The organism is Micrococcaceae bacterium Sec5.1, from assembly GCA_039636795.1.
In the GTDB taxonomy this organism is placed as follows: Bacteria; Actinomycetota; Actinomycetes; order Actinomycetales; family Micrococcaceae; genus Arthrobacter.
Map to the genome: position 1 here is coordinate 1,902,261 of CP143430.1, position 14,493 is coordinate 1,916,753.

Here is a 14,493-nt window from a genome sequence, read left to right on the forward strand (position 1 = left end):
ACGAGGTGACCAGATGGCTTTGACGCCAGAAGACGTTGTCAACAAGCGCTTTCAGCCGACCAAGTTCCGCGAAGGCTACGACCAGGACGAGGTAGATGACTTCCTCGACGAGATCGTGGTTGAACTGCGCCGCCTGAACCAGGAGAACGACGAACTTCGCAAGAAGCTCGGCGAAGCTGGCTCGGCTGTGCCCGCGGCAACTGCTGCGGCTCCGGTCGTCGAGAAGGTTCCGGCCCCGGTCAAGGTGGACAAGGAAGCCGAGGCCAAGGCGGAAGCCGAGGCGAAGGCTGCTGAAGCTGCCAAGAAGAAGGAAGCCGAGCAGGCCGCTGCGGCTGCCGCCGCTGCCAAGGCACCTGCTCCCAGCAACGGTGTGACGCCTACTGCTGAGTCCGCTGCAGGACTGCTGGCCATGGCGCAGCAGATGCACGACAAGCACGTTGCCGACGGTGCACAGCAGAAGGAAAAGATTATCGCTGAGGCGCAGATCGAGGCTTCCAGTCTCGTCAACGACGCCCAGGAGAAGTCCCGCAAGATCCTTGGCGCCCTTGAGCAGCAGCGTTCGGTCCTGGAACGCAAGGTTGAGCAGCTCCGTGGCTTCGAACGCGACTACCGCTCGCGCCTGAAGGCCTACATCGAGGGCCAGCTGCGCGACCTCGACGCCCGTGGTTCCGTCGCTGCCCCTGAGGTCGGCGAAGCAACCGCAGACGTTTAGCAAGTATTCTAAAAGCCGGTGGCTGAGGTCTCCTCTGCCACCGGCTTTTGCTGTTAACACCCTGGTAGCAGCCCACAACGCTCCACGAACGAAAGCACTATGACCGACGACCTCACCGACGACGCATCGCGGCCGGCACTTCCCGTCCGACGCAAATGGCGTCCTGCAATGATCTGGCTCTTTGCGGGTTTTGCAGTTTTTGCCTACGCCTTTGACCAGCTCACCAAGCTTTGGGTGACCAGCACCATGACAGAAGGTGAGCGTATTCCAGTGCTGCCACCGTTGCTGCACTGGTACTACATCCGCAATTCCGGGGCTGCCTTTTCCATTGGTGAGAATGTCACATGGGTCTTCACGATCGTCATGGCCGGGGTTTCCGTTGCCATTCTTTTGCAGTTGCGGCGGCTCGGCTCCGCCTGGTGGGCATTGTCGCTTGGGCTGCTGCTCGGTGGCGCATTGGGCAATCTGACGGATCGATTGTTCCGTGAACCGTCCTTTGCCATGGGTCATGTGGTGGATTTCATCCAGGTACCGAACTTTGCCATCTTCAACATCGCCGACTCAGCCGTGGTGTCCGGCGTTGTGATCATTTGCCTGCTGACCCTGCGCGGGGTGGGCATGGACGGCACCCGGCAAGTGGCAGCACCAAAAACAGCCAAGCCAGCCGAGCCCGCTGGGGGCTCCAATGAGGAGAGCGTCGGTGAGTGAGTCGCTTGTGGTGCCTGAGGACCTTGCAGGAGCGCGGGCTGACGCTGGACTTGCACGTTTGCTGGACATTTCCCGTTCTGCTGCGGCACTGCTGATTGCCGAAGGCAACGTCACCAGTGGCGGTGCGGCTCTCGGCAAATCGGCAAAGCTTGTTGCGGGCGCGGTGTTGGACGTCACGGTTCCCGAGCGGCCGGATCCCCTGGAAGTCGTGGAGGAAGTTGTGGAAGGCTTGAAGATCCTGTTGGATGACGAGGAATTCGTCGTCATCGACAAGCCAGTGGGAGTAGCGGCGCATCCGTCGCCGGGCTGGGTGGGACCCACGGTGGTCGGCGGCCTGGCTGGAGCCGGGTACCGGATTTCGACGTCGGGAGCACCCGAGCGTGCGGGCATTGTCCACAGGCTCGACGTCGGCACTTCCGGCGTGATGGTTGTGGCTAAGACGGAGCATGCTTACACGGTCCTCAAAAGGGCTTTCAAGGAGCGGACGGTGGACAAGGTCTACCACGCGGTTGTCCAAGGACTTCCGGATCCACTTGAGGGCACTATTGATGCCCCGATCGGCCGCCACCCTGGCCACGACTGGCGCTTTGCAGTTATAGAAGACGGCCGGCCCTCGGTGACCCACTACGAGGTTCTGGAAGCCTTTGGTAAAGCTACGTTGGTGGAGGTGCACCTGGAAACGGGCCGGACGCACCAGATCAGGGTCCACTTCTCTGCTTTGCGGCACCCTTGCGCCGGCGATCTCACCTACGGTGCTGATCCCCGTCTCGCAGCAAACTTGGGACTCACCCGACAGTGGCTTCATGCACGGCAACTGGGCTTCACGCACCCGCGGACCGGCGAGTGGGTGGAAGTCACCAGCGACTACCCAGCGGACCTTCAATACGCCTTGGACCTGCTGGCCACGGGCTCAGCCTAGGCAACCCTTCCGGGCCGGCCCGGTCCAAGGTTCCCTATTTTGTCGGAGGCGGGACGGTAGACTGTCGTGGTGACTTCCAGCAATGATTCGTTCGTCCATCTGCACACCCACACCGAATACTCCATGCTGGATGGAGCGGCCCGCCTGGGTGAGCTGTTCGATGAAACCGAACGCCTGGGCATGCCGGCCCTGGCTACCACTGACCATGGCTACCTCTTTGGTGCGTTCGACTTCTGGCGCAAGGCCACGGACAAGGGCATCAAGCCGATCATCGGCGTCGAGGCCTATGTGACCCCGGGTACTGCCCGCGGGGATAAGGAGCGCGTTCGCTGGGGCGACGAAAGCCAGCGTAAGGACGATGTCTCTGGTGGTGGCTCGTATACCCACATGACGCTCCTGAGTTACAACAACGTCGGCATGAGGAACCTGTTCAGGGCCTCGTCCATCGCATCGCTGGATTCTGTCTTTGGTAAGTGGCCGCGGCTGGACCGGGAATTGCTCAATACGTACTCCGAAGGGCTCATTGCGACTACCGGTTGCCCTTCCGGGGAAGTCCAGACCAAGCTGCGGCTCGGCCTTTACCGCGAGGCTGTCGAAGCCGCCGCAGAGTTCCGCGACATTTTTGGGGCGGAAAACTACTTCTGCGAACTGATGGACCACGGGCTGGACATTGAACGGCGCGTTACCGGGGATCTCCTGCGCCTTGCCAAGGAGCTCAACCTCCCGCTGGTGGCCACCAATGACCTCCACTACACGCATGAACACGATGCCAAGGCCCACGAAGCTTTGTTGGCCATCCAGTCCGGCTCCACGCTCCTGGAACCGACGTACGACAACGGCGGCTCCCGCTTCGCCTTCTCGGGCAGTGGCTACTACCTGAAATCTCCGCAGGAAATGCGGGAGCTGTTCCGCGATCACCCGGAGGCCTGCGATAACACGCTGCTCATCGCCGAGCGCTGCGAGGTTTCGTTCAACACGGGCGCCAACTACATGCCGCGCTTCCCTTGTCCTCCCGGGGAAGACGAGACCTCTTGGCTGGTCAAGGAAGTAGACACCGGCCTTAAGTACCGCTATCCCCAAGGCATTCCGGACAATGTCCGCAAGCAGGCTGACTACGAACTCGGGGTCATTACCTCCATGGGCTTCCCCGGGTACTTCTTGGTGGTCGCCGACTTCATCAACTGGGCCAAGAACAACGGGATCCGTGTTGGTCCGGGGCGTGGTTCCGGTGCAGGTTCCATGGTGGCCTACGCCATGCGTATTACTGACCTTGATCCGCTCCAGCACGGCCTGATCTTCGAGCGCTTCCTCAACCCGGATCGCGTTTCCATGCCCGACTTCGACGTCGACTTCGATGATCGCCGTCGCTCCGAGGTGATCGACTACGTCACCAAGAAGTACGGCGACGAGCGCGTGGCGATGATCGTCACCTATGGAACCATCAAGACCAAGCAGGCGCTCAAGGACTCCTCCCGTGTGCTTGGCTACCCGTTCAGTATGGGCGAGCAGCTGACCAAGGCACTCCCGCCGGCGGTCATGGCCAAGGACATTCCCTTGGCGGACATCCAGAACCCGGAATCCAAGCGCTACAGCGAAGCGGGAGATTTCCGCCAGCTGATCGCCACCGATCCCGAGGCCGCCAAAGTCTTCGAGACCGCGCTGGGTATTGAGGGACTGAAGCGCCAGTGGGGTGTTCACGCGGCGGGCGTCATCATGTCCTCGGATCCCATCATCGACGTCATTCCTGTCATGCGCCGTTTCCAGGACGGCCAGGTCATCACCCAGTTCGATTATCCGACGTCCGAAGGCCTCGGCCTGATCAAGATGGACTTCCTGGGCCTCCGAAACCTGACGATCATTTCGGATGCCCTGGAAAACATCAAGATGAACCGCGGCGTTGACCTGGACCTGGAAAACCTGGAACTCGACGATGCTGCATCGTATGAGCTCCTGGCGCGCGGTGACACCTTGGGTGTGTTCCAGCTCGATGGTGGACCCATGCGGTCCCTCCTCAAGCTCATGAAGCCTGACAACTTTGAAGATATCTCCGCAGTTCTCGCGTTGTACCGGCCTGGACCCATGGGCGCCAACGCCCACACCGACTACGCCCTGCGCAAAAACGGGATCCAGGAAGTAATTCCCATCCACCCGGAGTTGGAAGAGCCGCTCAAGGAAATCCTGGGTGGGACCTTCGGCCTGATTGTGTACCAGGAACAGGTTATGGCCGTGGCGCAGAAGCTTGCCGGCTACTCGCTGGGCCAAGCCGACATCCTGCGCCGTGCCATGGGCAAGAAGAAGAAATCGGAGCTGGACAAGCAGTTCGCCGGCTTCTCCCAAGGCATGCAGGACAACGGCTACTCCATGGCCGCCGTCAAAACGCTCTGGGACATTCTGCTTCCGTTCTCCGACTACGCCTTCAATAAAGCGCACTCGGCCGCTTACGGGGTCATTTCTTACTGGACTGCCTACTTGAAGGCACACTATGCGCCCGAGTATATGGCTGCCCTCCTCACGTCCGTTGGTGATGACAAGGACAAGTCCGCTATCTACCTCAACGAGTGCCGCCGGATGGGCATCACCGTTCTTCCGCCGGATGTCAATGAATCCTCGTTGAACTTCACTCCCGTGGGAACGGACATCCGCTTCGGCATGGGGGCCATCCGAAACGTCGGCGTGAACGTGGTGGAAGCCATGGTCTCTGCACGGACTACGGAAGGCAACTACACATCCTTCAAGGACTTCCTGATGAAGGTCCCTGCAGTTGTCTGCAACAAGCGCACCATCGAATCCTTGATCAAGGCTGGCGCTTTCGACTCACTGGGACACCATCGCCGTGCTTTGGCCATGATCCATGAAGAGGCCATCGACTCCGTCATCACACTCAAGCGCAACGAGGCAATCGGCCAGTTCGATCTGTTCGCCGGTTTCGAGGACCAGGAACCTGAAGCTTCGCTGACCACGGAAATTCCGGACCTCCCCGAATGGGAGAAGAAGGACAAGCTGTCCTTCGAGCGCGACATGCTGGGTCTCTATGTTTCGGACCACCCCTTGCAGGGCTTGGAAGGCGTCCTCAGCCAGCATGCGGAGCAGTCCATTACTTCCATCATTGCCGAGGACGGACCGCACGACGGCGCGATTGTCACCATCGCGGGCATGATCACGTCGTTGAGCCGCAGGATCGCCAAGGCCAGTGGCAACGCCTACGCCCGTGCCGAGATTGAAGACCTGGGCGGCTCCATGGAGGTCATGTTCTTCGGTCAGGTGTACGGGCCCATCGCTTCCGTCCTGGCTGAAGACTTAATCGTGGTGGTCAAGGGGCGCCTGCAGCGCAGGGATGATGGAGCCGTGACGCTGAACTGCATGGAACTCTCGGTGCCGGACCTCAGTGAGAGCGTGAACGGACCGGTGGTGATCACCATTCCAACGTTCAAGGCCACCGAGGCAGTGGTTACCGACCTTCGGGATGTGCTGCGGACACATCGGGGCAACTCCGAGGTGCGGCTTAAGCTCATGGGGGACACCAAAGTGGAGGTCATGGGGCTTCCCGTGCACATGAGGGTCAACCCCAGCCCATCGCTCTTCGGTGACCTGAAAGTGCTGCTGGGTCCGGCCTGCCTGGATAATTAGTCCAGTGGGCTAGATTTCGTAGTCGAGGGGCCTCGGCTGGCTATAGCCGCCACCGTGATACAGCAGGGGAGCGCCGTCGTCGCCCACCTGGCCGTCGACGACCTCCACGACCACCACGGCATTGTTCTCAAACGACAACCGCATTTGGATCTTTCCCACCAGCCAACCTGCTACGTCCTTGAGAATGGGCACATCGTAAGGACCTGGCTCCCAGTGGTCGCCTTCGAAGCGGTCCCGTGTCTTGGCGAAGCGATCTGCCAGCGCCTGGTTCTCCAGTCCGAGCATGTGCACGCCAATGTAGTTGGCATTGGCGATGGCCGGCCAGGAACTTGAGCTTCGGGCCATGTTGAAGGTGAAACGTGGCGGCTCGGCGGACAGGGATGCAACGGAGGTGGCAGTGAAGCCAAAAGGCTTGCCATTCAGGTTGGCTGTGATGATGGCCACCCCGGCGGCATGGCGGCGAAACATTTCCCTGAACGTCTTTTCGAAGCCGGATAGTTCGCTTGCCACGTTGATGAATCTCCTGGAACTGGGTCGGGGGCGTCTTTCTCTCAGGGTATTCCTCCCTGTGCCCCACTTCTCCATTTTAATGAGCACACACGAACCTTTGTTAATGTGAGTTCCATGACTGAGCCCACTGTGCACGTTCCCGCGGAAGTCCAGACCGACGCCGCAACTCCCCGGCGTTCGCGGGACGCCCTGTGGCTTGTCCTGCCGGCGGCATCGGGGGTAGCCATAGGCATTCTCTGGTGGATCCTGGCCCCGGGCGGGGGGAACCTGGTTTCGGGCAACCCCGATCTGGCAAATCCTGCCAACCCGGCTTCGTGGCTGCCGCGCGATCTGGCCCTTGCCGCCCTGATGTTGGTGGCCGGGTGTGTCACTGGCCTCTTGCTCGACGGAAAGCTCCAGGGGACTGGGGTCGGCAGGCGGCTGGCCTTGGCACTGGCAGGGGGAGCCGCCGGCGCTGCGGTTGCCTGGGTGGTTGGCTTGGTTGCAGGGCAGCTGTGGGGCCCCGCTCCGGATCCTTCACTGGGTGCGGAATACGGTTTCACCCTCCGCTCGTACGCCGTCCTCGTCTTGTGGCCGGGCGCCATCGCCTTCGTGACGTTCGTACTTGCGCTGTTCGGGGTTCTTTCCAGGAAGCCCGTAAAATAGGCGGGTGACCACTTCTTCGGATACTTCCGCCCCTGCCACTGCATCCTTGAATTTCCGCAGTATCGATTTCCGCGGCCGCCACCTCTCCCTGGCTGAGCTGCGCGCCGCGGTACCCAGGGCCAAGCATCAGACGATGGCCGATGCGGAGCAGAAGGTCCTGGACATTATGGGAGCTGTTCGTAGCCGTGGCTTCGCCGCGCTGACGGAACTTGCAAGGACCTTCGACGGCGTTGAACAGTCCCACCCGCGTGTGCCGGTGGACGCACTTGCCAAGGCCCTTGCTGACATTGATCTCACTGTCCGTGCCGCGCTGGAAGAGTCCATCAGCCGGGCCAGACAGTTCGCCGATCAGCAGCGTCCAGCAAATGTTGACGTCGCTTTGGCTGATGGTGCGGTTGTCAGCCAGAACTGGATTCCCGTGGGGCGTGTTGGGCTGTATGTTCCCGGCGGCCTCGCGCCCTTGGCCTCCTCGGTGATCATGAACGTTGTTCCCGCGGTGGCTGCGGGTGTCGAATCCATCGCTCTGGCTTCACCGCCCCAAAAGGACTTCGGCGGCCTCCCGCACCCTACAATCCTTGCGGCGGCAGCGCTGCTGGGCATCGATGAGGTCTATGCAATTGGCGGTGCCCAGGCAATCATTTCGTTTGCCTACGGCATCCCCGGTTCGGAGGGAGTGCCTCCTATCGAGCCTGTGGATCTCGTCACCGGGCCTGGCAATATTTTCGTCGCCACTGCCAAGAGGCTGGTGAAGGGAGTCGTTGGCATCGATTCCGAGGCGGGGACTACCGAGATCGCTATCTTGGCCGATTCCACTGCCCAGCCCGCGCTCGTGGCTGCCGATCTCATCAGCCAGGCGGAGCACGATCCCAAAGCCGCCTCTGTCCTGGTGACGGACTCCGCTGACCTGGCGGACGCCGTCGTGGGTGAATTGGCACGGCAAGCAGCCGCCACGAAGCACAGCGCACGCGTCCTTGAGGCACTCTCCGGTCCGCAATCGGGTGTAGTGCTGGTGGATGACCTGGAACAGGCGATTGCCGTGTGCAATGCCTACGCCGCTGAACACCTTGAGATCATGACGGCGGACGCACCGGCGGTGGCGGCGCGGATCCGCAACGCGGGCGCCATTTTCGTGGGGGATTACAGTCCCGTGAGCCTTGGCGATTATTGTGCCGGATCCAACCACGTGCTGCCCACCAGCGGCACTGCTGCCTTCTCCTCGGGGCTGAACGTCACCACCTTCCTGCGCGCAGTGCAGGTCATCAACTACAACCGTGCGGCTCTGGAACAGGTCAGCGGCCACATCGTGAGTTTGGCCGGGGCCGAGGACCTTCCAGGCCATGGGGATGCAGTCAGGATCCGCTTCAGCGGGCAACGCTGACATCGAAACCAGCAGGGTAAACGGGACCTGACCACAACATATACGGGTCAACACCACTACATGTAGTAATTACAAGCTTGTCATTACGGTGTCATCGAACGTAAACTGGTGCCGGAAGAGAATCTTCCGGCACCTTTGCGTTTCCGGCACACTGCCGCTCGGACGTGGGCCGGAGCTGATCAGGGAGGCCCAGCGTGTACTGTCCGTTCTGCCGGAATCCTGACTCACGCGTCGTTGACAGCCGCATGGCCGACGACGGAACTTCCATCCGGCGCCGCCGGCAATGCCCTGAATGCGGGCGACGCTTCACCACGGTGGAAACCACCAGCCTGTCCGTCATCAAGCGCTCAGGAGTCGGGGAGCCGTTCAGCCGTATCAAGGTCATCAGCGGTGTGCGCAAAGCGTGCCAAGGCCGCCCTGTCACCGAAGACGATCTCGCCATGCTGGCGCAGGAAGTCGAGGAGAACATCCGCTCTTCGGGTGCCGCTGAAATTGACGCCCACGAAGTAGGCCTGGCCATTCTCGGTCCGTTGCGGAAACTGGATGAGGTGGCATACCTGCGATTCGCCAGCGTCTATCAAGCATTCGAGTCACTCGAAGACTTCGAATCCGCAATATCCTTGCTGCGGCATGAGGCCGAGGCGCACGCAAAGGCCGGGACCCACGCCAAAGCCGGGGCCAAGGAAGCCAAAGGTTCCGAGAAAAGCCAGCTCTAGCGGCCGCCTGATACGGGGAGGACCGCTCCAGTAATGTAGCCGGCCTCACCGGACATTAGCCACATCACAGCCGCAGCCACCTCTTCAGGTTCGGCGCCGCGGCCCATGGGAATGGTCGGATTGAGCCTCTCTACGCGGTCGGGCATTCCTGCAGCTGCGTGGAGTCCGGTGTTGGTACTGCCCGGAGCCACGGCGTTGACACGAATGCCCTGCTTTGCCACTTCCGCGGCCAGGCCCACCGTCAAAACGTCCACGGCGCCTTTCGACGCCGCATAGTGAACCCATGTCCCTGGGGAGCCTGCTTTTGTCGCCGTCGAGGAGATGTTGATGATCGAACCACCAGGGCCGCCGTTCTCGGTAGAGAGTCTCCGAACCGCTTCCTGGCACATGAAGATCATGCCAGCGACGTTCACGTCCACGACACGCTGCACTGTCTCGGCAGGCACGTCGGCAAGTGTTCCAATGAGGTTGCCGGTAATGGCCGCGTTGTTGATGACCGCTGTTACAGGACCCCACGCTGCGGCTGCGTCGAACAAACGCCCGACGTCGGCGGGCTGGCTGACGTCGCCCTGCACGGCCACTGCCTTGCCCCCTTGTGCCTGGATGTCCTTGACCACTGCATCAGCACCCTCGGCATCCAAGGAGTAGTTGACCACGACGCCATATCCGGAACGTGCCGCCGCGTTTGCAACTGCCGCGCCGATTCCGCGGCTGGCACCCGTGACGATCGCGATTCCGGCTATGGCGTCGTTGTCCACAGTCACCCTGCGGCTACTTGGCGAGTTTGTGGTGCAAGGCGACCTCAAGGGCGGCGCCCACGATGCCGGCGTCGTTCTTTAACTTGGCTGTGACAATGTTGGTGCGCAATTTCAGGTGCGGGAAATATTCATCGGAGCGCTTGGAGATGCCGCCGCCGATAATGAAAAGTTCTGGGGAGAACAGGAACTCTACGTGCTGCAGGTAGCGGTTGAGCAGCACGCCATACTCGTCCCAGCTCAGCCCATCGCGTTCGCGGGCCACGGCTGATGCCTTGGTTTCGGCGTCGAATCCGTCCACCTCGAGGTGGCCGAGCTCGGCGTTGGGAACCAATTGACCATTGAAAATGAAGGCGGAGCCGATGCCGGTGCCGAGCGTGATGACCAGGACGGTGCCGTCCACGCCCTCGCCGGCGCCATAGCGGGCCTCTGCGAGACCTGCTGCGTCGGCATCGTTGATAACCTCAACCGGCCGACCCAGCCGCTCAGTAAACTTCTTGTCGATGTCCGTGTCAAGCCAGGACTTATCCACATTCGCAGCGGAGTGGACCACACCGTGCTGGATAATGCCCGGGAAGGTGACACCCACTGGCGAATCAGCGGCAGGGGCGTCGGGGCGGCTGGAAAGTTCTTTAACGATCTCGGCCACCACTTCGGCAACTGCCTCGGGGGTAGCCGGCTGCGGCGTGGGAACGCGGAAGCGTTCGCCGATCAGCTTGCCCTTCTTCAGGTCGACGATGCCGCCTTTGATGCCCGTGCCGCCGATATCGATTCCGATCAGCGGAGGGTTCTTGTGGGTCTTCTCATCCTTCTTGGACAATGCATTTCCGATCATGGCAGGAGGGGTGGGCATGGCGCAGCCGCCCGCGGCTGCGATGGACCTTCCAGACAGCTTAAGGAAGGGTCAGGATTTCCGCGCCGGTCTCGGTGACCAGCAGGGTGTGTTCGAATTGGGCCGTGCGCTTGTGGTCCCTGGTTACAACCGTCCAGTCGTCGGACCACATGTCCCATTCGATCGTGCCAAGGGTCAGCATGGGTTCGATGGTGAAGACCATGCCTGCCTCGATCACGGTGTTGTACGCCGGGGCTGCGTCGTAATGCGGAATGATGAGGCCCGTGTGGAACGCCTCACCAACACCGTGGCCAGTGAAGTCCCGCACCACGCCATAGCCGAAGCGCTTGGCGTAGGACTGGATCGCGCGGCCGATTACGTTGATTTCGCGGCCTGGGGCCACGGCCTTGATGGCCCGGTTGAGTGACTCCTGCGTCCGCTCAACCAGCAAACGGGATTCCTCGTCCACGTCGCCAACCAGGAAAGTGTAATTGGTATCTCCATGCACCCCGCCGATGAACGCGGTGATGTCAATGTTCAGGATGTCGCCATCCTGTACCACTGTGGAATCCGGGATGCCGTGGCAAATGACTTCATTGAGGGAAGAGCACAGGGACTTCGGGAAGCCCCGGTAGCCCAGCGTGGACGGGTAGGCGTTGTGGTCCACAAGGAACTCGTGGCCAACCTTGTCCAACTGGTCCGTCGTTACGCCGGGCTGGATGTGCTTGCCGACTTCAACGATGGCCTGGGCAGCGATCCTGCTGGCAATACGGATCTTCTCGATGGTCTCCGCTGACTTCACTTCGGAGCCGGTGAACTTGCTGGGTGCCTTCTTGCCCACGTACTCGGGGCGGGGGATCGACGCCGGGACAGCCCGTTCAGGGCTGATGATTCCCGGAGTGAGCGTGCCGATGGGTGCGGTCGAAGCAAGAGAAGGCATAGATTGATCATATAAGGCAGGCAAGAGACGCAAGTAACAAAGTGCGGCCGGGTCCGAGTGACTGACGCCAACGTTACGCGTTTGAGGGCCGACGCAATGAGGAGGAGACGTGACGGAGTACTGGTACAACGTCAAGACGCATGAGATCGAAGAGGACGCCATGTCCGATTGGACACAGCTGATTGGCCCTTATAAGACCAGGGAAGAAGCCGAACATGCGCTGGAAAAGGTCAAGCAACGCAACGACGCCTGGGACGCCCAGGACGACGACTAGCTGTATTGGCGATTAGCTGTAATAGGGCGCCCCTGTCTTAGCTAGAAGGAATGCTCAGGTCCGGGAAATTCTCCGGACCTGACGTCCTCTCCAAAGGCTGCTGCGGCGTCGGTGAGCGTGGTGCGAAGGTCTGCATACTGCTTGACGAACTTGGCCATCTTGCCCCCTCGCAGTCCCGCCATGTCCTGCCAGACCAGCACTTGGCCTGTGGTGCTCTTGCCGGCCCCGATACCAACGGTTGGGACGCGCAATGCGGCATCCACGGCAGCGGCAGTTTCCGCGGGCACCATTTCCATGAGGACGCTGAAAGCGCCAGCGTCCTGCAGGGCAACTGCGTCCTCGATCAGCCGCTGGGCGTCCTCGCCCCTGCCTTGGACCCGGTAGCCACCCAGGGAATGTTCGCTTTGGGGAGTGAATCCAATGTGGGCCATGACAGGAATGCCTGCCTGGACCATGGCCTTCACGGTCTCCGCATAGTAGGCAGAGCCTTCGATTTTGACCGCATGGGCCAATCCTTCCTTGAGGAAGCGGACGCCTGTGGCGACTGCCTGCTCGGTTGAAACCTCATAGCTGCCAAAGGGCAGGTCCGCCAGGACCAGGGCGCGCTTGGCTGAGCGGCTTACGGCACGGCACAAGGGCAGCAGTTCGTCCACAGTGACGGGAAGGCTGGTCTCGTTGCCGAAGACGTTGTTTGAGGCGGAGTCGCCCACCAGGAGGACTTCGATCCCTGCTTGGTCGAAGATCTCGGCGGTGTATTGCTCGTATGCGGTGAGCATGGCGAAGTGCTCGCCGTTGTCCTTGGCCTGCTGGAGGTGATGGATGCGCACCCTGCTGACCTGCTTCTTGGCGCCCGCTGGCGATGCCTGGGCTGCCGCCGTGGGGCCGGTGCCATAGGGCGCGGGGACTTCGGCGGGCGTGGTGGACTCAGGAAGGTTGCTTGGGGCCATGGGTAGAGCCTAAGCCGTGCCGACGGCGCCTGCCAGCAGTGTGCCAAGGGTCACTGTTTGTAAACGCTGTGTTACGCGCAGCTACTGCGGCGGCATTCCTCCCGAATGCTTAGTAGAGTGAAGTCTGAGCTGCCGTGGCTTCAATGATGGGAACCGCGGCATGGACACCGAACCGGAAAAGAGGCCCTATGGACCGCCAGCAAGAGTTCGTTCTGCGGACGATCGAAGAGCGTGACGTGCGCTTCGTACGCTTGTGGTTCACCGACGTCGTGGGTTCACTGAAGTCCGTGGCACTTGCGCCGGCTGAGGTTGAAGGTGCCTTCGAAGAGGGCCTGGGATTCGATGGTTCAGCGATTGAGGGCCTGGCGCGGGTTTTTGAGTCGGACATGCTGGCACAGCCGGACCCCTCAACCTTCCAGATCCTTCCCTGGCGCGGTGAGACCGAGCAAACGTCCAGAATGTTCTGTGATGTCTTAACGCCGGATGGGGAACCGTCGGCAGCAGATCCCCGAAACGTCCTCAAGCGGACCCTTGCCAAGGCCGCGGATATGGGTTTCACCTGCTACACGCACCCTGAGATTGAGTTCTACCTGCTGAAGTCGAAGGAGCTTGGCCCCAATGGTGCGCCGGTCCCCGTTGACGAAGGCGGCTATTTCGACCACGTCCCTGGTGGTGTTGCGCAGGACTTCCGCCGGACCGCGGTGACCATGCTGGAATCGGTCGGTATCTCGGTGGAGTTCAGCCACCACGAGGGCGGGCCGGGCCAGAACGAGATTGACCTGCGGTACGCGGATGCCCTGCAGACTGCGGACAACATCATGACCTTCCGCACGGTCATCAAGGAAGTCGCCCTGCAGCAGGGCACGTATGCCACGTTCATGCCCAAGCCGTTTACGGACCACCCCGGCTCCGGAATGCACACACACTTCTCGCTCTTCGAGGGCGACACCAATGCCTTCTTTGAGGCAGGCGCGGAGTTCCAGCTGTCCAAGACTGCCCGCCAGTTCATCGCCGGGATCCTCAAGCACGCTCCCGAATTCACGGCGGTCACCAACCAGTTCGTGAACTCCTATAAGCGGCTCTGGGGCGGCGGCGAAGCACCGAGCTATCTGAGCTGGGGCCACAACAACCGCTCCGCGCTGGTGCGAGTGCCGTTGTACAAGCCCGGCAAGGGCCAGTCGGCGCGCATCGAGTACCGCGGCATCGACTCCGCCACCAACCCATATCTGGCATATGCCGTCCTTTTGGGCGCCGGTTTGAAGGGTATCGAGGAAGGCTACGAGCTTCCGGCAGCTGCCGAGGATGACGTTTGGTCGCTAACCACCGCGGAGCGCAAAGCCATGGGCCACGCTCCGCTGCCGGCCAGCCTCCACGATGCCATTCGTGCCATGGAGGAATCGGAGTTGGTAGCCCAGATTCTGGGTGAACAGGTCTTTGAACACTTCTTGCGCAACAAGCGCGCGGAATGGCAGGACTACCGCCTCCAGGTCACGCCGTACGAGCTGCAGCGCAACCTCGGCATTCTGTAGG

14 protein-coding genes are annotated in these 14,493 nt (G+C 61.3%); 9 read left to right on the top strand and 5 right to left on the bottom strand.

Annotated features, from left to right (window positions below; genetic code table 11):
- Positions 1 to 13 precede the first annotated feature (13 nt).
- The 4 genes from VUN82_08805 (at position 14) to dnaE (ending at position 5,966) form a co-directional block, all read left to right on the top strand.
- A complete protein-coding gene (locus tag VUN82_08805) occupies positions 14 to 712 on the top strand; it encodes a DivIVA domain-containing protein (protein XAS73917.1) in 699 nt (232 codons plus the stop codon).
- 99 nt (positions 713 to 811) lie between these two features.
- Positions 812 to 1,420, top strand: coding sequence for a signal peptidase II (gene lspA, locus VUN82_08810; GenBank protein XAS73918.1), 609 nt, complete (start codon positions 812 to 814; stop codon positions 1,418 to 1,420).
- Positions 1,413 to 2,339 (top strand): RluA family pseudouridine synthase, encoded by a 927-nt coding sequence (locus VUN82_08815; GenBank protein XAS73919.1) that lies wholly within the window; start codon positions 1,413 to 1,415, stop codon positions 2,337 to 2,339. Before lspA ends, VUN82_08815 begins: the two co-directional genes overlap by 8 nt.
- Before the next feature lie 69 nt (positions 2,340 to 2,408).
- Positions 2,409 to 5,966: a DNA polymerase III subunit alpha gene (gene dnaE, locus VUN82_08820; protein ID XAS73920.1), complete on the top strand. Its 3,558-nt coding sequence runs from the start codon at positions 2,409 to 2,411 to the stop codon at positions 5,964 to 5,966.
- A gap of 9 nt (positions 5,967 to 5,975) precedes the next feature.
- On the opposite strand, the gene VUN82_08825 is transcribed toward dnaE, so the two are convergent.
- Positions 5,976 to 6,476 carry a flavin reductase family protein gene (locus tag VUN82_08825; GenBank protein ID XAS73921.1) on the bottom strand — a complete coding sequence of 167 codons (501 nt, stop codon included), beginning with the start codon at positions 6,474 to 6,476 and terminating at the stop codon, positions 5,976 to 5,978.
- 114 nt (positions 6,477 to 6,590) lie between these two features.
- Between VUN82_08825 and VUN82_08830 the strand changes: the two genes are divergently transcribed.
- The 3 genes from VUN82_08830 to nrdR all read left to right on the top strand — a co-directional run bounded on the left by VUN82_08830 (position 6,591) and on the right by nrdR (position 9,215).
- Positions 6,591 to 7,121 (top strand): hypothetical protein, encoded by a 531-nt coding sequence (locus VUN82_08830; protein ID XAS73922.1) that lies wholly within the window; start codon positions 6,591 to 6,593, stop codon positions 7,119 to 7,121.
- A gap of 4 nt (positions 7,122 to 7,125) precedes the next feature.
- Entirely contained in the window at positions 7,126 to 8,499 is a 1,374-nt protein-coding gene (gene hisD / locus VUN82_08835; protein ID XAS73923.1) for a histidinol dehydrogenase, read from the top strand.
- 194 nt (positions 8,500 to 8,693) lie between these two features.
- A complete protein-coding gene (gene nrdR, locus VUN82_08840) occupies positions 8,694 to 9,215 on the top strand; it encodes a transcriptional regulator NrdR (GenBank protein XAS73924.1) in 522 nt (173 codons plus the stop codon).
- Here the strand turns inward: nrdR and VUN82_08845 are convergent.
- From VUN82_08845 to map, 3 genes are all read right to left on the bottom strand, one after another.
- Positions 9,212 to 9,979, bottom strand: coding sequence for an SDR family oxidoreductase (locus tag VUN82_08845; GenBank protein XAS73925.1), 768 nt, complete (start codon positions 9,977 to 9,979; stop codon positions 9,212 to 9,214). The two genes, nrdR and VUN82_08845, sit on opposite strands and share 4 nt — an antisense overlap.
- A 7-nt stretch (positions 9,980 to 9,986) precedes the next feature.
- Complete coding sequence (locus VUN82_08850) at positions 9,987 to 10,790, bottom strand: ROK family protein (protein XAS74650.1); 804 nt, start codon at positions 10,788 to 10,790, stop codon at positions 9,987 to 9,989.
- A 73-nt stretch (positions 10,791 to 10,863) separates the two neighbouring features.
- Positions 10,864 to 11,742 carry a type I methionyl aminopeptidase gene (gene map / locus VUN82_08855; protein ID XAS73926.1) on the bottom strand — a complete coding sequence of 293 codons (879 nt, stop codon included), beginning with the start codon at positions 11,740 to 11,742 and terminating at the stop codon, positions 10,864 to 10,866.
- Between the two features lie 109 nt (positions 11,743 to 11,851).
- On the opposite strand from map, the gene VUN82_08860 reads away from it, so the two are divergent.
- Positions 11,852 to 12,016, top strand: a complete 165-nt coding sequence (locus VUN82_08860) for an SPOR domain-containing protein (GenBank protein XAS73927.1) — start codon at positions 11,852 to 11,854, stop codon at positions 12,014 to 12,016.
- Between the two features lie 41 nt (positions 12,017 to 12,057).
- On the opposite strand, the gene panB is transcribed toward VUN82_08860, so the two are convergent.
- The gene (gene panB / locus VUN82_08865; GenBank protein XAS73928.1) at positions 12,058 to 12,963 is read right to left on the bottom strand and encodes a 3-methyl-2-oxobutanoate hydroxymethyltransferase; all 906 of its coding nucleotides are present in this window, start codon (positions 12,961 to 12,963) and stop codon (positions 12,058 to 12,060) included.
- A gap of 188 nt (positions 12,964 to 13,151) precedes the next feature.
- Here panB and VUN82_08870 point away from each other — a divergent pair, with 188 nt between their 5' ends.
- Complete coding sequence (locus VUN82_08870) at positions 13,152 to 14,492, top strand: glutamine synthetase family protein (GenBank protein XAS73929.1); 1,341 nt, start codon at positions 13,152 to 13,154, stop codon at positions 14,490 to 14,492.
- Position 14,493 lies beyond the last annotated feature (1 nt).